Genomic DNA, 16646 nt, shown 5'->3' with positions numbered 1-16646 from the left:
GGCTTGACGCTCCCTGCACTCTTGTGGGATCTCCCGGCACAGATCCCACATCCCACTTGATCGTTCCGTCCGTTCACCCCCGGGTCCACCCAGCAGCGTCTCCGCTGTGAACGCCCATCGCTGTCCTGTGGCAATGCCTGGTTCCACGGGGCGACCGTTGCTGTTCCTGGACGTCGACGGACCGCTCATTCCGTTCGGGGCACCCGAGCCGCGTCCCGGTGGTCACTCGGGCAACCAGGCCGCGCCGCTGTCGTCGGCAGGATCACACCCGCTGCTGACCAGGATCGACCCCCGGAACGGGGTACGGCTGTCGGGATTGCCGTGGCCTCACGCGCACCGACTTCGTGGTCATCGCTGACTGGTTGGCGCGGTTGTGACCGATCCGGTCACGGGGGTCCCTGCCGCTGTTTCTGCATCCGGGTGCGCCGTGGCCGGTTCCAGGACCGCCGAAGGGGGTCAGACGCCCCAGGCCCAGGAGCAGATCCCCCACACGTCATCCTCTTGGAAACGCTTCGCGCTCTCGTCGGTCCCGATTATCGCGGCAACGATGTAACCTTCGTATCCCGAACCGCGGACAGTCATCAGATTGTCTAGAGTGTGTGCGTTCACGCACCCTCTCGCCAGAAGCTCCCGCACCTTCACAGGCTCCGGCTTCTCAATTGTCAATCCTGACATGATCACGGGAAGTTCGAGTGCGCTGACATCGTTGAACGCAACGTCTATGCGCGTCGTCCCCGATGTCTCCCTACCACTCCGAAGCAGGAACGTCGAATGGCTTGGCAGATAGATCCACCAGCGAAACTCCCTGTCAGGGTAATTCATCAGGCACTCCACCCTGCCTCCGTCCTTCGGCATCCCTCCCGACCGCCTCAGTCTTCCGGCACGTAACAACGGGGCGGGCGGTCAAAACCGTCCCAGTAGATCCACAGACGCCCGCATCCTTCGCAGCGAAACGCCGACCTGCCCACGGAGTAGACGTCCTCGGCGTCGACCAGTCCATTGAAGCAGTCGAAATCCACATCGGAAATGATCTTCCACTCAATCGGGTTGGGAATCAGTCCGCTGGTTCTCATGAGGTTGCCGCACGCACAGTTGAACTTGCCCACACCGCCCTCCTCGGGCCGACCGTAAACCGATCAGCGTGGCTTCGTGGCGATGAACTTCCCGGCCGGCGACCTCGCCTGCTCCTGGCTCACCATGCGACTCTCGACGACCGCCGTGTCGAAGAGGCCGACCCGGCGCCCCGACCCTACCTAGTACTCCCTGCGGGAGGAGTCGGTTATCTCGGACATTCTCTTTTCAGAGACAGGTGAGGGCACACCGAAGCTCTCCTTGATCCGAGTCACCAGCTCCTCCGGAAGCTCGACGTTGTATTTTTCGACATAGAAGGCCAGATCGCTTGGCCACACCCATTCGCCGTCGGTGTGAATGTTCAGACCGCCGATGGGCGTCGGATCGTCGCTCAAGACGTCGTACGCCGCTCCCGCCGAAGCGGCGACGACGTCGGCGCCCCTCAGGTAACCGGCCACTTCTCCGACCTCGTACGCCCCCTTCCCCCGAACGACATGCAGGCTCTGGCCGTCCGGCGCTCCGTGCCCGAGCTCCCGGAAGAATCCGACCGACTTCACGGCTGCCCCTTTTCAACGAAGCTCAGAACCGTTCAGACCCGAGCCGCTCAGGCCCTGTCGCCACCAGTGAAGCATCCGCTCGAACAGTCAGGGAAGGATCACTCGTCTTCGATCAAAGGCGAGACGGAGAGAAGAAAGGATCTCCTCCCGGAGACGACGCCCCGCACCATGACGACAGCCCTGAACGCGTTCGGCCCCGGCCGCACGTTCGTCTCGTCACCCCACTCATGGAGCACTCCGTATGACCATGTCGTAGACATCGGCGCGCCTTCTGAGTCTTCGAAACAAGCCGTTGGAAAACGACTGTCCGGCCTACTCGGTTCCCCGTAGGGGGCCGAATCTCGACGGGGTGTGGTGGTCTCCTTCGTCCTCGTGCCAGGCGAAGCCGCCGGCCACCACGTAATCGTTGTCTCCGTCGATGAGAAAGAGATGCTTTCCGAGCACCGCTTCAGACTCCCCGAGCAGCCTCGCCCGCTTCTCCTCTTCGCTCGCTCGAAGGACCGCGATCCGACTGTACACCGGCTTTATCCGCATGAGCTCGACCCCGGCGAAGAGCACGTCGATCCGAGTCGTGAAGCCGTCGACGCGGACACTGCGCAGAAGAAGAGTCGAATGGCTTACCGAATAGTGCCAGACCTGGAACTCACGATGCCACTCGGCGATTTTTTCCATCTCCACCTTCTCGGCATGGGCCACGAACCCGGCTCTGGGACGCGGACTCGGGCCCCGTCGCAGGGAAGGCGGCGACCTTCCGAAGAAACGAACTCCGACGACGGGTGAACCCCGACGAAGCGAGCCTGACAGAGCTTTCCTCGTCGAGGACCCAGGCGCCGGCCAGGTGGCCCGACCTTCTCACCGCTGTCCGTTCGCCCGATCGTGGGACACCGACCGGTTTCTCGATCACGCACGACACCGGGAAGCGATCCGGTCAGAGAACTCACGCTGTCGAAGGCTCCTCCCGTCCGGCGGCAAGGGAAAATGATTTTTCACGGGTGTCGGTCAATGTCGCCCATAAATCTCCGGCGACCTCGCCCGTCACGTGATCCCGTGACAGTGGAGCACGGTCCGGAGGACACCGTTTCCGGTTCGCCGCGACTTTCTTTCCTCAGTTGGAGCGGGGCTCGGCACGGCCGCCGCTGAGGACGCGGTCGAGGAGGAAGCCGATGGCGCCGATGAGCAGCATCGTGGCGGCCAGGCTCTCGTAGTCGAGCTCGTCGCGGGCGTTGAGGATCAGGTAACCCAGTCCGTTGGAGACGCCGAACATCTCCGCGGGCACGAGCACCACCCAGGCGACGCCGAGGGCGACTCGCAGCGCCGTACGGAGCGGACCGGCCAGGCCCGGGACGACGGTGCTGCGGACGACCTCCCACCGCGTCGCCCCCAGCGAGCGCGCGACCATCGCCGCCCCCGGGTCGAGCGCCCGGGTCCCCGCAGACACCCCGAGCACGATCGGCCACACGGCGGCGAGCGCGATGAGCGCGACCACGGGGGCGTCGCCCGAGCCGAGCAGGACGATCACGAGCGGCGCCCACGCCAGCGGCGACGTCATGCGCAGGAACTGGACCACCGGGGCGGTGGCGTACTCGGCCAGTGCCCTGGAACCGAAGAGGAGTCCCAGCGGGACACCGGCGGCCGTGGCGATCGACAGGCCGAGGAGCAGCCTGCGCAGTGACAGGGTGATGGCCGAGAGGGTGGAGTGCTCGCCGAGTGTCTCCGTCAGCGCCGCGAACGCCGAGTCCGGCCCCATCCGGGACAGGACGGCGTTGTCGGCGAACACGACCCGTACGGCCAGCCACCACAGCGCGACGACCAGGACGACCACACCGGCGCGGGCCGTGATCCGCGCCGTCGTCCTCCCGGCTCGCCCGTTCCTCTCGGGGCGTTCCGGCTCCCCGCCGCGACGCGCCACGGCTCCGGCGAGGGCGCTCACAGCTCGACGACTTCCGTGCGGCTCCCGGTCACGCCGAAGGCTCCCAGCCCGCCCGCCGCGGTGATCGCGGCCGACGAGACGTCCACGGCGACGAGGTCGGCGTGGACCCCCGCGGGGTCGAGCGCGTCGAGCCAGCTCACGTCCGCGTCCACGGTTGTCTCCTTCATCGCCCGGACGAGTTCGCCGGTGTACGTGGGATAGGGGTGGGGCTGGAAGTCGATGCGGTTGGAGCGCCACTGCGGGTGCCGCACCGCGCCCGAGGCGACGTACGCCGGGTCCTGGTGCGCGGTGAGGGTCCGTCTCAGCGCGGGCAGGGGCTGGGGGAGGTAGCCGCCCGCCGACAGGCGCTCCGCCGCCGCCTCCCGGTCCTGCCTGATGGCGAGTTGCGCCGCGACGATGGCCTCGGTCGCACGCAGCGCCACGTCCGGCCGGTCGCGCACCAGCGACTCGCGCACGACCGTCACGCAGCACGCGTGGTCCTTCCACACGTCGCCGGTGAAGCGCAGGATCTTCCCGATCCCGCGCACCTCCCCGACCGCGCAGAACGGCTCGGCGACGATGTACCCGGAGATCGAGCCCGACTCGAGGGCCGCGGGCATGTCGGCCGGGGGGAGCACGACGAGCTGGGCCGTACGGGAGGCGGCGCTCGGCGCGGTGTCGATGACGGGGGTGACGCCCGCGCCGCGCAGGAGCTTCTGCAGGACCACGTTGTGCACGGAGAACCAGGCGGGGATCGCCACGTTCGTTCCCGCCAGGTCCTCGACGGAGCCGACCTGGTGGGCGACGGTCAGCGCCGAGCCGTTCGTGTGGTTCCAGGCGAGCACCTTCACCGGCACCTTGGCGTCGTAGCGCAGTTGTACGGCGAGCGGCATCAGCAGGTGGACGAGGTCGACGTTGCCGCCCTGGAGCGCCTCGACGAGCGGGGCCCAGCCGCGGTAGAGGATCGGGGGCGGGGTGGTGATGCCGCGTTCGGCGAACCGCCCCGAGTCGTGGGCCAGCAGCAGCGGGGCGGCGTCGGTGATGGGCAGGTAGCCGACGCGCAGCGTCGCGGACGCCCCGCGGGCGGCGGAGCCCGCGCCGCCGCCTGTTCTCCCCGCGGTGACGGAGCCGTCCTTCGAGGTCAGCGCGGAGGCGGCGACGGGGAGGGAGAGCAGAGCGAGCGCGCCCGCGACGACCAGCGCCTCCCTGCGGGTCGCACCCGGGTTCTCGGTCGCCTCTGGCCCGGCCGTCGCGGTGTCGGTGTGGGCCTCGCGGCCGGAGCCCGAACCGGTGCCTGTGTCTGTGTCTGTGTCTGTGCCGGTGCCGGTGCCGGTGTCGGTGTCGGTGTCGGTGCCGGTGTCGGTGTCGACGTCTGTGCCGGTGCCGGTGCCGGTGTCCGTGTCGAGGTCGGCGTCCGGACCGCCCAGTTCGGACCGTTCGGCGCGGGAGGTGAAGTGCGTCAGGAGAGCGCGTCTGGCCGAGCCGTCGGCGAGTTCCTCACGTCGCGTCACGGGAGAGGGCAGCACGTCGAGCGACCCGCCGCCGGCGTGCAGCAGCCCGATCCGGTCGCCGAGGAGCAGCGCCTCGTCCAGGTCGTGGGTCACCAGGACGGTCGAGAGCCCCAGTCTGTCGTGGACGGCGCGCAACCAGTCCTGGAGGTCGGCACGGGTCAGCGGGTCGAGCGCGCCGAAGGGCTCGTCCAGCAACAGCAGGGACGGGCCCGCAACCACGGCTCTGGCCACCGCGACCCGCTGTGCCTGCCCACCGGACAGCTGCGACGGGTAGCGGTGCGCCAGGTCGGCGATGCCCAGCTCGGCGAGGACATCGTCCACCCTGCGGTTCGCGGCCGTCCTGTCTCCGATCCAGCGTCCGCCGTTGGCGCGGTACTCCAGGCCGAGCCGTACGTTGCGCGCGACCGTCCGCCACGGCAGCAGGTGCGGCGCCTGGAAGACCGAACGGGTCGCGCCGCCTTCGTCCTCGGGGCGGCGCACGGCGCCCGAGGTCGGCGTCTGGAGTCCGGACAGGACCCGTAGAAGAGTGGACTTGCCCGCGCCGGAGGGGCCGACGAGGGCGAGGAGCTCACCGGGCCCGAGATCGAGGTCGATGCCGGCGAGGATCTCGTGACGGCCGTAGCGGACGCCGACGGCGGAGAGCTCGGCGACGCTCCGCGAGGCGTCCTTCTTCGGGACCGCGTTCTTCGGGACGGTGTTCTTCGAGACCGCGTTCTTCGGGACCGCGTTCTTCGAGGGGGTGTTCTTCGAGGGGGTGTTTCGGGGAGAAGTGTTCCCTGGGGTGTTCTGCGACATGTGACTGTCCCTGGAGGGTGGCCTGGCGGTGGGCGCGACAGGCCGTTTCGAGCGCCGCGACGACGGCCACGACGACAGGACGCGGCGACGGGCGCACGGCGCGAAAAGCGCCCGCCCAAAAAACCTACCAGACAGACTGGTTTTTATTGAACACGCCCTTCGAAGGTCTTCGGGCGAGGCTCACCCGGCCAGCAGCTCGCGGGCCATCTCCCGTGCCAGGGCGATCGGCGCGGCCGAGCGCGACGCCTTCGTCCCTGCGACACCCCCGTCGTAGAGGACCTGAAGGCGCTCGACCAGGTCCGTCCGCCCGGCGCCGCGCCCGGCGAGCGCCTCGGCCCACCTGGCCCGCACCCAGACGCGGTGCGCCTCGACGGCCTCCGCCACCGGGTGGTCGGGGTCGGGGAACTCGGTCGCGGCGTTGAGGAACAGGCACCCGCGGTAGGAGCGCCGCCGCGCCGCCGCCATGGCCAGGTCGAACGAGACGAGCACCCGGTCGACCGGGTCGGCGAGCCCCGTCACGGCCGCGCGGTAGACGGCGCGGTCGGCGGCGTCCTGCCGTTCGAGATAGGCCACGACGAGGGCGTCCTTCGAGCCGAACGCCTGGTACAGACTCGCCTTCGCGACCCCGGCCTCGCTGAGGATCTGGTCGATTCCCACCGCCCGGATGCCCTGGAGGGGGAAGAGCCTGCCCGCGGTCTCCAGCAGGCGTTCGGCGGGTCTGGAAGACGAGAGGGCGGCCACCACGGCAGTTTACGCTTCCGGCCGCGGCGGGCTTGCGCGCGGCGAAGCGTGGCGTATGCTCCTTACCAGATATACCGATCTGTCTAGTAGAGAACTTGGGTGGCCCCGGTGGTCCCCTCACGCACCCTGACCGGGTGCGCCCGCCCTCGAAGGAGGCATGATGGCGCTGTACCTCGTCGAGTTGAGCATCGAGGCCGCGGACCGGCCGGTGGTGGAGGCCGCGATCGCGGAGGTCTCACGGCAGGCCGCGGAAGCGGGCGTCGAGCTGGTCGAGTCCCAGGTGACGGGAGACCTGTCGCGGGCCTACGTCGTCCTCGAAGCCCGTTCACGCGGCGACCTGCGACTGGACGCCGCGCGGCTGCCCGGCGTCGCCTCGGTCGCGGGGCCGGACGAGGTCCGGCTCGTCGGCGCCGAGCTCGAGGACATCAGGCGCGCCAAGGGCTCGGCGGACTATCTCGTCGAGTGGGACATCCCCGAGGACCTCGGCATGGACGACTACCTCGCGCGCAAGAAGGCCCGCGCGCCGCTGTACGCGCAGGTTCCGGAGGTGAGTTTCCTGCGCACCTACGTGCGTGAGGACACCGCCAAGTGCCTGTGCTTCTACGACGGCCCCGACGAGCCCGCCGTGCTGCGCGCCCGCGAGGCGGTCTCCACCCCGGTGAGCCGGCTCTTCGAGCTCGACCGATGACGCGACCGGGATTCCGCCGGGCGTCGGACGAAAGAACGTGGTGAGCGCGGGAGCGGCCCGTCCCCGTGGACGGGACGGCTCCCCGGCACGCAGGAAGGACGGAGCGGTGAGCGAGAACGCGACCGCCGTACGGAGCTGGCGGCGTCATCTGCCCGGTGTCCGCGAATACGTGGGGGGCCGGGCCGAGGCCACCGACCGGGGCGAGACCGATCTGCGGGACACCCTGCGTCACCTCGGGGAGCGAGATCTCCTCGGCCTGGACTCCGCGCCGGGAGACACGAGCGTCGCCGACGTCGCCCGGCTGATCGAGCTGATCGCCACCGAGTGCCTGAGCTCGGCCTTCTCGTTCTGGGCGCACCGGATGACGATCGAGTACCTGCGCGGGGCCGAGCCGGGCTCGGTTCTCGCGCAGCTGCGCGACGGCCTCGCCGCGGGCACGGAGGTCGGCTCGACCGCGATGGCCGCGGCGCTCCAGGAGGTGGCGGGCATGCGGACCGTCCCCGTCGTCGCCACCCCGGGGCCGGGCGGTTTCCGGCTGGACGGCCCGATCAGGTGGGCCTCCAACCTCGTGCCCGGCGCGGCGGTCGTGCTGCCGGCGCGGGTCGGGGACACCGACGAGCGCGTCGTCGTGGTGGTGCGCACCGACGATCCCGGCGTCTCGGTCGCCCCGCCCCAGCGGCTGCTGGCGCTGGACGCGACCGCGTCGTCGTCGATCACCCTCTCCGGCGCGTGGGCCGACGCGGAGCACGTCGTCGCCGACGACCTGCGGGCGTTCGTCCGGCGTGCCCGTCCCGTGCTCCTGCTCCTGCAGACCGCGTTCTGCGTCGGGCTGGCGGGCCGGGCGCTTGAGGAGGCCCGTTCCGCCGCGACGGGCGAGGGCTCCGTGCTCGCCGCCGACGTCGAGGACCTCGGCGCGCGTCTCGCCAGGGTGGACGAGGAGGCCCGCCACGCCCAGCGGCGGCCCGCCTCGGCCGATCCGCGCGCGGTCACCCGGCTCCGGTTCGACGCCGCGAGGCTCACCCTTGAGGCGACGCGTCTTGAGGCGACCGCGCGCGGCGGGCTCGGTTACGTCGTCTCCAGCCCGACGAACCGCAGGCTGCGCGAGGCGGCCTTCCTCCCCGCGCAGTCACCGAGCGAGATCCAGCTGCGCTGGGAGCTCTCCCGCCCGCCCGGCTGACCGTCGCGAGGTCACCGCTCGTGCCACTGGATCTTCCGCCCGACGGTCCACAGGACCACGAGCGTCAGGGTGGCGAGCACTCCGACGTCCACCCAGAGCTGCCCGGTCACCGGACCGAAACCCACCTGCCGGATCGCGGAGGCGGCGTAGCTCGACGGGCTGACCCGGCTCACGGCCAGCAGCCAGTCGGGAAGGGTGTCAGGCGGCAGGATCACCGGCCCCGCGAACAGCAGCGCGATGCTGACCAGCAGGCTGGTGGAGCCGGCTTCCGCCTGTGTTCGGGCGAGGACGCCGATGAGCGCGCCGATGCCGGCCATCGGCATCACGCAGAGCGGGACCACGACGACGGCCAGTGGGCTGACGTGCAACGGGACGTCGAGGAAGAAGGAACCGAAGATCACCGTCACGAGCAGCGACGGGATCGACAGCACGAAGAAGGCCAGCACGGTCGCGACGATGACGATGTGACGGTAGATGGGCAGGGTCGCGAAGAAGTCCAGCGTGCCGACGGCCTTCATGAACGCGAAGTTGCCCGCGACGTTGTTCTGGTTCTGGAACATCAGCGACAGCACGATGCTGCCGGTCAGCACGTACAGCAGGTTCGCCTGCGCGCTCTGCTTGACCACGAGCCCCAGCCCGACGGTGCTCATCAGGGGCGCGCAGACGCCGGTGACGACCATGCCCCGCCAGGACCAGCGGTAGTTCGACAACTGGATGAGCAGCAGGTCGACGAGCTGCCGGTGCGGGGGCTGCCCCCTGAGGTCGTGGGACACGGCGGGTTCGTGGGCCTCGGCGTCCCTGAGGTCATGAGACATAGTGAAGATACAGATCCTCTAGCGTGGCCGAATACAGGCGTATGTCCGTGATTTTCGCGAAGTCCAGTTTCGCCAGAAGCTCCTGGGCGTCCCCGCGATCGACGGTGAGCGCCCAGGAGTCGTCGGCCGTCTTCCAGGGCGTCATGCCGGGCGGCAGCTCAGGGGGATCCCCGGGGAGGAAGGACAGCTCCACGTGCAGTTTGAGCGCTGTCGCGCTCTTCAGCTCGGCCGGCGTGCCGAGAGCGGTGAACCTGCCCCGCTGCACGATTCCCACGCGTTTTATCACCTTCTCGGCCTCCACGGCGTCATGGGTGATCAGAATGATCGTGGTGCGGTACTCGCTGTTCCAGTGCCGGAGAACCTCCCAGACGTATTTCCTGTTGGCCGGGTCGAGGTCGTTGGTCGGCTCGTCGAGCACGAGAACCGGTGGGCGGGCCGCCATCGCGACCGCGAGCTGCAGCAGCCTGCACTGCCCTCCCGACAGGTGCGAGCTCGACTTGTTCCTGATCTCCGTGACCCGCAGCAGGTCGAGGAGCTCGTCACGCTCCCGTTTCGCCGCGCTCGCGCCCAGTCCGCGAAGGTGGGCGGCGAAGTAGACCGCCTCGCCGACGGTGAGCCTGTTGAGCGCGGAACCGCTCTGCGGCATGTAGCCGACCAGCCTGGAGACATGTCGCGGATCCTCGGTGATGTCACGGCCGAAGAGCTCGATCCTCCCCGCGTCGGGACGGAGCAGATTGACCATCTGACGCACGAGCGTGGTCTTGCCCGCGCCGTTGTCGCCCAGCAGGCCGAAGATCTCCCCCTCGGCGATCTGGAACGTCACGTCGTCCGTGGCGCGGCTCGACTGCTTCGGATAGGTCTTCACGAGGTTTCTCACGTCGTAGGCGATCCTCGACATCGTTTCCTCCTCGTCGCGCTTCGTGGCGCACACCGCGTGTCCACGGCCGGCGACGGAGCCACCCGTGAGCGATCGCGGTCCTCCCGTGACGCCCCGCGCCTGCCACCCTTCGGACGCGGGGCCGTGCTCCCGGACGACGGTGTCGGCGAGAGCCGTGGGAACGGTACGACGGACGGTTCTTCTCAGCTGTTCGCCCTGGCGACGACCTCCTCCGCGGTGAGGGGGGCCTTGGGGTGGTGGGTCAGGCACAGCGGGGTCCGCGTCTTGGCGAACGAGGCCCCCTCGGCCGCCAGGTAGAACTGGCCCGTCGTCAGCCGGGAGACGTCGGAGACGTCGCCGCCCTTCGACCTGGCCACCTCCTTGGCGGCCTCGATCTGGGCGGGCGCGTTGAGCAGGCCGAAGAACTGGGTGGCCGCGTTCCCCGGGATGCGGTTGTGCAGCCCCCGGGGGGCCTGGGTGGCGAACACCAGGCCGAGACCGTACTTGCGGGCCTGCGCGGCCAGTGCCAGCGTGCTCTGTGTGCAGGCGGTCATCGCGCCCGACGGCGCGAAGGTCTGCGCCTCGTCCATCACGAACAGGCCGCCCAGCGGACGGTCACCGGCGGGATGCCTCCTGATCCAGGCGAACAGCGCCATCTGCAACTGGTTGACGAAGCCCTGGCGCTGCTCGTCCGACTGCAGGCCGACGAAGCTGATCACCGAGACCCGCGCCCGCTTCCCCGGCGGCGGGGTGAGCAGGACCCCGGGGTCCACGGGCACTCCCGCACCGGCGAACAGCGGGTCGTTGACCATGGCCGCCTTCAGGGTCTGCGCCAGGTCGGCGGCGATCCTCTCGGCGTTGCCGAGTCCGCTCACGCCGTCCGGCAGAGCGGCCAGCAGGTCGATGAGGCCCGGCAGCCCCTGCCCGCCCCCGCGTCCGTAGTGCGCGACGGCCTCCCTGAGCACGGCCTGCCCGAGCTGGGCCTTGGCCGTCCTGGAGTCGAGCTTGGCGCGCGGCACGAGCGAGGCGACGGCGGCGTCGACCGCCGTGCCGAACTCGTCGGGGTCGTCGACGACGCCCGCGAAGTCCGGCAGGGGCTGGAAGCTGAGCGGCCGTCCCGCGGCACGGCGCGGCGTCCAGACGACGACGTCGGTGCAGGCCAGGTAGTCGGCGGCCTTCTCCGCGTCGCCCTCCCCCCACTGCGACGGCGGCTCGGGCCAGCCGTCCCCGAGCCGGGCCAGGTCGTTGTTCGGGTCGAGCACGATCGCCGAGACCCCCTGGAGCGCGCACTCCTCGACCAGCCTGCGGATGAGGACGGTCTTCCCCGACCCCGACCCGGCGAAGATCACGGTGTGCTTCCTAAGCGCCTCCAGCTCGATCCCGACGGGCCGCCCTTCGGAGATGGTTCTCCCCAGCGGAATGTACGGCGGGGCGCTCACCGCTTCGACGAGTTCAGGTTCGACCAGTTCGGGGTCGACGACCTGGGGCCCGGTGATCTCGGATCCGGTGGTTCCAGGTCCGGCCGCACCGGACTCGACGGCCGCGGGTCCGGTCACAGGAGGGTCGACGGTCGCGTGTTCGGTCACCGGGGGTTCGACGGTCGAGTGTTCGGCGGTCACGGGCTCGACGACCACGGGCGCGGCGGCCACGGAGTCGGCGTATGGGGGCTCGACGACCACGGTCTCCGAAGGCGGGGGCTCCGAAGGCTCGGGTTCAGCGCCTCCGGCCTCGCCGTGTCCGGACCCGACGACCACGGACACGGCACGCGTGGACTCGACGACCGCGGCGGCGGCGACCACGGGCTCCTGGGACGCCGTTGCGGCCGCCACGGGCTCGACGTGCGTGGGCTCGGCGTCGCCGAGGGCCTCGCTCAGCAGCTTGACCTCCTGCGCGGGCCGCCGCGCGGCGAGCCAGGCCCGCAGGTTCGGCGGGTTGTCCGCGTACAACTGCCGCAGCGCGGCCAGGACCCTGAGATCTTCTGGCTCCATCGCGAACACCCTGCCGCCCGCCTGCTCGAACGCGGCGACGGCCGCGACCGTACGGGGGCCCTTCGACCAGGGCACCGAGCGCAGCACGAACAGCCGCCGCCGGGGAACCTCGGCGGTCAGCCCCGCCGTCACCGAGGCGGCGCGCAGGCGGCTGAGCGCGGCGATCGGGTGCTCGGCGGCGATGGCGCGGAACGCCCAGTGCGCCTCGTCCTCGGTCTCCTCGTCCAGGGTGAGCCGCAGGCGCGCGTGGAGCGGAGGCTTGCTGCTGGGCGGCGGGTCGACGCTGAAACGGCGTCCGGCCTCCCCGAGCCCGTCGATCCAGGCCGACAGCCCCGCAGCCAGCAGGGCGGGCATCACGGCGTCCTCGATGTCGGCCTTCAGGGCGTCGGCCACCTGCGCCTGACGCCTGAGCTCGGCGAAACGGGCGTCGAGGACACCGAGGTCGACGGTTTCCCTTGGGAGCGTCGAACTCCGGTCGGCGCTCTGGTCGAGGCGCTCGAGCTCCCGCGCCTCCTGGTCGTCCAGGCAGGCCGCGATGTGCGCGTCGATCTTGATCAGGAGCTGCCTGGGGGTGTACTCGCTGGCGTCGTCGAACGCGGTCGGCCGTACCGGCCAGGTCGGATAGGGCGGCTCGAAGCCGAGCTCGGCGAACCGGGCGGTGAACCGCTTCTCGACGAGGGCGCGGGCGGCCTCGGCGTCGGGGAGCGGCTTGAGGAAGGGCATCGCCCTGAACCGGTCGCGCGCGGTGTCGGTGGCGAACTTCTCGATGAGGGTCCAGGTGTGCGGCAGACAGGAGACGATCGTCAGAGTCCTGCGGGTGATCTCGCGCAAGGCCATCAGCCCGCCCGCGACCTGGTCGACCACGATCAGGTCGTGCCAGTCGTGCGCGGCGGCGCTCTCACCGGCGAGCGTGGACTGTGCGACGAGCACGTCGATCTGGTCGACGGCGATGACGGAGGGGCCCGTCAGCGCGATGAGGCGGGACAGGTCCTTGACGATCTCCTGCGGCGTCTTCGGAAGCTGCCGGATCCCCCAGGCCGCGCGCTCGCCGACCTCCTCCTCGGGCAGGGCGGACAGGAAGCCGTCGCCGACGTCCTGCGCGGCGTAGTCGGCTCCCGCGCGCAGAACCAGCGCGCGCAGGGTGTCCTTGGTGTCCTTGCCGACGTGGGGGTTGAGCCGGCGCACTCCGTCGACGAAGGCGTCGAGCCCCTCACGTGTCACCGAGCGGTTCCCGATCACCTCACGTTGCACCCAGCGCGGCATTTCGGTCAGCTCGGACAGACGCCGCAGCAGAACCTTGAGCTGGCTCTCCCCCTCGTTTCCATCGCGGGACAGACCGTCGAGCATGGAGACCAGCGTGCTCTCCCAGAAGGTCCGCGCGTCCAGCAGGCCGACCAGGAAGAAGTAACCGCTCTCCTGTTGGATCCTCTCGCGGACCCAGCCGAGCAGGTGGGTCTTGCCCGAGCCTCGCTGTCCGCGCAGGACCAGGCCGATCGGGCTGGTCGCGCCGCCGCCGACCACGTCGGCCACCCCGCCGAGGACACCGCGTTCCACGGTGTGGTTCAGTCCCTCCACGTGGAAGCTCGAGGGGCTCCACACGTCCTCGGGACCCTCGGCCCAGTTGAACCTCAGTCTCTGGAGCGCTTCGAGATCCCTGCCGGTCATCGCGCCTCGATCGAGATCAGGTGCTTGTCCTGGTCGCCGATGACCACCGCCGCCGCCCTGGCCTCCGGGGTGAGGGCCTTCTGGTTGTTCTCCGGCACGATGCTCACCTCCGGCAGGTGGATCATCCCCTTGAGGGCGCTGTCCACCTCCGCTCTCGCGAAGCCGCCGAGCAGCGGACGCAGCCGCGCCAGGCTGACCCACGCGCCTGGTTCGACGGCCAGTTCGGCGTAGGCGGCGCGGATGCGCGCGGTGACGTCTCCGGGCTCGCCTTCGAGGGAAGCGGTGACGTCCCCGGGCTCGCTCTCGGGGGAAAGGACGGCTTCGGTCTCGGGAGCAAGGGCGGCCGTGTCGCCCGTGGCCGTGTCGCCCGTGGCCGGGTCGCCCGTGGAAAGGACCGGGTCACCCGTGGCCGAGGCGCCCGTGGAGAGGAAGAGGTCGGTGAACCGCTGCCCGCTCCGTGCCAGGAAGCCACGCAGCAGGGACAACAAGGCGAGGCTCATCGCCCCGGCCGCGCCACGGGGTGTGGGAATGGGGGACTCGATCTCCTCGGACACCCTGGCCCAGCCCGCGTCGGTCAGGACGTGGACAAGCGCACGCCCCTGTTTGCGGCTCTCGATGAGCTTCAGGTCGTTCAGCTTCAGGCGTGATTTCTTGTCGAGGACCACACCGTGACGCTTTGTGAGGTCGGGATTGGAGACCTCCTCCCCCTCGACCGCCAAAACCACCAAAACCGCTATCTCAGTGAAAGAAAGCCCTTTTTCCGACATATCACTATCCTTCGTACGTGCCACGGTGAGCTTGGAGAAACCGTCTCATCTCACGGAGTACGGCCGGCATGTCCGCCATGACGCGCTCGTTGGTGAGACGCAGAACCGCGTAGCCGTCCTTTTCGAGCCGCTCGTCCCGCGACCGGTCGTCGGCGAGCCTGCCCGGGGTGCGGTGCTCGGGACCGTCGAGCTCGACGACACAGCGTTCGTCCCGCCATATCAGGTCCACCCGGATGGGATTGGCCAGCGGATGCGGCTGGTGGGTCTGGTTCCAGGCCCGTCCCTCGGCCCAGGCGTGGGAACTGAGCGCCCGCTCCAGCGCGGACTCCACGAGGCTGGCCGGATGCGGCCGCCCCGCCGTGGCCGGGGAACCGACGGGCGGGGAACCGACGGGCGGGGAACCGGCGGGCGGGGAACCGGCGGGCGGGGAACCGGCGGGCGGGGAACCCGAAGACGGGGAACCGACCGGCGGGGGCCGCGTGGACGACACGGGGCGCGGGGGCGGCGCAGGTCGCGGAGGCGGGGCGGGGCGGGGGAAAGGCACGGGGTGCGAGGACGACACAGGGCGCGGAGGCGGGGCGGGCCGTACGGTGACCGTCCTGATCCGGTCCACGGCGACCGGCGCGGCGCCGGTGAGCCAGACCCCGAACCCTCCCCGCTGGGCGAGCCACTCACCGGCGGAGACCAGCGTCTCCTCCTCCACGGGGGACAACCCCTCGGGCACCTGGACGAGGAGCGACGCGCCGGGACGGCCGAAGCTCGCGGCGAACGCCAGAGCCAGCCCCTCAGCGCGCGCCTCGGCGACGCCGGGGCGACGGCCACGGGACACCGGGCCCGCCCCTGTGCCCGCCATCGTGCCCGCCGCTGTGCCTGCCGCTGTGCCCGCCAGGGACCTCACGGCGAGGCCGGTCAGGAAGGGGACGAGGTGGCGGCGGCCCGGCACGGCCCGCCCCACGAGTTCGCGTACGGCGAGCAGCGCGACGCCCCCCGCGCCCACGACGCCCTCCGCGCCGGGGAGCCAGGCGGGAAAGAGCCCGACGACGGCCTCTTCCAGCTCGTCGAGCACGTCGGCGACCGTCTCCCCCACGGTCCGCCCTCTGCCCGAATCCCCCGAGACTCGCCCCGTTCGCACGGCACAGGTGAATATCGCGGGGAAACCCTCGGGCAACGCGTCCGCCGACGCCGTGACCGTCGCGGAATTCGTCTCGCGCACCCACACGACACGGCACGTCGGCAACTCGGCCCACGACTGCCCCACGTCGTTTTCCTTTGTTGTGCGAGGTTCGACTTTGCAGAGGGTAGGGGAGCCCGCAGATTGACGCACGTGTTTTGCGTGAAATGCGCTTCCCCCTCGATTCCACGGCCTGCGCGCACGGCCCGACCCGAGACCGGTCGCCGACGGACGGGGCGGGGATGGGAGCATGTCTGCCTCGGCACGAGACCGTCGATCTCTGGTATTTCTATGAGATAGGTCTGGCAGGAAGGATTCGGTGTGCCAAGGACCCGACAGACCGTGATCGCCGTGCTGGGCGCGCTCAGCGTGGAGCCCATGACCGGATACGCCGTCCGCGAGAACATCCGCGACGTGCTGGGGCACTTCTGGAGCGAGAGCGTCGGCCAGATCTACCCCACGTTGGCCGACCTGGAGCGGCAGGGCCTGGTCCGGCGTCAGCACGGCGCCCGCCCCGGGTCCTCGATGTTCGCCATCACCCCCGAAGGCCACGAACACCTCAAAGAGCTGCTCGGGGAGCCGATCCAGCAGGCCCCTCCCAGGAACGGCCTGCTGCTGCGGCTGTTCTTCGGGAGCACTCTCGGCCCCGACGCGTGCCGTGCCCTGCTGGAGCAGGCCAGGGCCGACGCGCGGCAGCGCCTGGCCGGCTTCCAGGCCCTGCGCGCCGCCATAACGGCGGAGGACAACCCCGACCAGCTGCCCTACTCGCTGATCACGATCTCCGCCGGCGAGCACTCCGCCCGAGGCGTCATCGCCTGGGCCGACGAGTCCCTGGCGGCGCTCGACGCCGCCGCTCCGGAGGCCCCGGCGGCGCTCGACGCCACCGCCCCTCCGGAGTGAGGACGCCGAGGCCG

Annotated in this window: 16 protein-coding genes and 1 pseudogene; 3 read left to right on the top strand and 14 right to left on the bottom strand. The window is 70.3% G+C overall.

Annotation, left to right across the window (positions count from 1 at the left end):
• Positions 1-456: 456 nt before the first annotated feature.
• The 9 genes and pseudogenes from PKF00_RS23205 to PKF00_RS23175 form a co-directional block, all read right to left on the bottom strand.
• Positions 457-822: a hypothetical protein gene (locus PKF00_RS23205; RefSeq protein ID WP_271219723.1), complete on the bottom strand. Its 366-nt coding sequence runs from the start codon at positions 820-822 to the stop codon at positions 457-459.
• Between the two features lie 47 nt (positions 823-869).
• Complete coding sequence (locus tag PKF00_RS23200; protein ID WP_271219722.1) at positions 870-1106, bottom strand: DUF8617 domain-containing protein; 237 nt, start codon at positions 1104-1106, stop codon at positions 870-872.
• 147 nt (positions 1107-1253) lie between these two features.
• Positions 1254-1628, bottom strand: coding sequence for a hypothetical protein (locus PKF00_RS23195; RefSeq protein ID WP_271219721.1), 375 nt, complete (start codon positions 1626-1628; stop codon positions 1254-1256).
• Positions 1629-1726: 98 nt separating this feature from the next.
• Complete coding sequence (locus PKF00_RS44700; protein ID WP_369011178.1) at positions 1727-1888, bottom strand: Imm7 family immunity protein; 162 nt, start codon at positions 1886-1888, stop codon at positions 1727-1729.
• A 52-nt stretch (positions 1889-1940) separates the two neighbouring features.
• Positions 1941-2324, bottom strand: a complete 384-nt coding sequence (locus tag PKF00_RS23190) for a hypothetical protein (RefSeq protein WP_271219720.1) — start codon at positions 2322-2324, stop codon at positions 1941-1943.
• A 409-nt stretch (positions 2325-2733) separates the two neighbouring features.
• Positions 2734-3558 (bottom strand): ABC transporter permease, encoded by an 825-nt coding sequence (locus PKF00_RS23185; protein WP_271219719.1) that lies wholly within the window; start codon positions 3556-3558, stop codon positions 2734-2736.
• On the bottom strand, positions 3555-5141 hold the full coding sequence (locus PKF00_RS23180; protein WP_425582299.1) for an ABC transporter substrate-binding protein: 1587 nt from the start codon (positions 5139-5141) through the stop codon (positions 3555-3557). Before PKF00_RS23180 ends, PKF00_RS23185 begins: the two co-directional genes overlap by 4 nt.
• A gap of 96 nt (positions 5142-5237) precedes the next feature.
• Positions 5238-5651: pseudogene (locus PKF00_RS45215) on the bottom strand (ATP-binding cassette domain-containing protein); the annotation flags it as partial.
• A 372-nt stretch (positions 5652-6023) separates the two neighbouring features.
• Positions 6024-6584 carry a TetR/AcrR family transcriptional regulator gene (locus PKF00_RS23175; RefSeq protein ID WP_271219717.1) on the bottom strand — a complete coding sequence of 187 codons (561 nt, stop codon included), beginning with the start codon at positions 6582-6584 and terminating at the stop codon, positions 6024-6026.
• Positions 6585-6741: 157 nt separating this feature from the next.
• Here PKF00_RS23175 and PKF00_RS23170 point away from each other — a divergent pair, with 157 nt between their 5' ends.
• Positions 6742-7272, top strand: coding sequence for a DUF4242 domain-containing protein (locus PKF00_RS23170; protein WP_271219716.1), 531 nt, complete (start codon positions 6742-6744; stop codon positions 7270-7272).
• Positions 7273-7378: 106 nt separating this feature from the next.
• On the top strand, positions 7379-8449 hold the full coding sequence (locus PKF00_RS23165; RefSeq protein ID WP_271219715.1) for an acyl-CoA dehydrogenase family protein: 1071 nt from the start codon (positions 7379-7381) through the stop codon (positions 8447-8449).
• Positions 8450-8460: 11 nt separating this feature from the next.
• On the opposite strand, the gene PKF00_RS23160 is transcribed toward PKF00_RS23165, so the two are convergent.
• From PKF00_RS23160 to PKF00_RS23140, 5 genes are all read right to left on the bottom strand, one after another.
• Complete coding sequence (locus PKF00_RS23160) at positions 8461-9264, bottom strand: ABC transporter permease (RefSeq protein ID WP_271219714.1); 804 nt, start codon at positions 9262-9264, stop codon at positions 8461-8463.
• Positions 9254-10162 carry an ABC transporter ATP-binding protein gene (locus tag PKF00_RS23155; protein WP_271219713.1) on the bottom strand — a complete coding sequence of 303 codons (909 nt, stop codon included), beginning with the start codon at positions 10160-10162 and terminating at the stop codon, positions 9254-9256. The genes PKF00_RS23160 and PKF00_RS23155 overlap by 11 nt, the downstream gene beginning before the upstream one ends.
• Positions 10163-10344: 182 nt before the next feature.
• Positions 10345-13794: an ATP-binding protein gene (locus tag PKF00_RS23150; protein WP_271219712.1), complete on the bottom strand. Its 3450-nt coding sequence runs from the start codon at positions 13792-13794 to the stop codon at positions 10345-10347.
• Positions 13791-14522 carry a hypothetical protein gene (locus PKF00_RS23145; protein ID WP_271219711.1) on the bottom strand — a complete coding sequence of 244 codons (732 nt, stop codon included), beginning with the start codon at positions 14520-14522 and terminating at the stop codon, positions 13791-13793. The genes PKF00_RS23150 and PKF00_RS23145 overlap by 4 nt, the downstream gene beginning before the upstream one ends.
• 43 nt (positions 14523-14565) lie before the next feature.
• Positions 14566-15648 carry an endonuclease domain-containing protein gene (locus tag PKF00_RS23140; protein ID WP_271219710.1) on the bottom strand — a complete coding sequence of 361 codons (1083 nt, stop codon included), beginning with the start codon at positions 15646-15648 and terminating at the stop codon, positions 14566-14568.
• 405 nt (positions 15649-16053) lie between these two features.
• On the opposite strand from PKF00_RS23140, the gene PKF00_RS23135 reads away from it, so the two are divergent.
• A complete protein-coding gene (locus tag PKF00_RS23135) occupies positions 16054-16632 on the top strand; it encodes a PadR family transcriptional regulator (RefSeq protein ID WP_271219709.1) in 579 nt (192 codons plus the stop codon).
• Positions 16633-16646: the final 14 nt, after the last annotated feature.

Origin of the sequence: Streptosporangium carneum, from assembly GCF_027922005.1 — a bacterium.
GTDB classification, from domain to species: Bacteria; Actinomycetota; Actinomycetes; order Streptosporangiales; family Streptosporangiaceae; genus Streptosporangium; species Streptosporangium carneum.
This window is presented reverse-complemented; position numbering and strand designations above follow the sequence as displayed.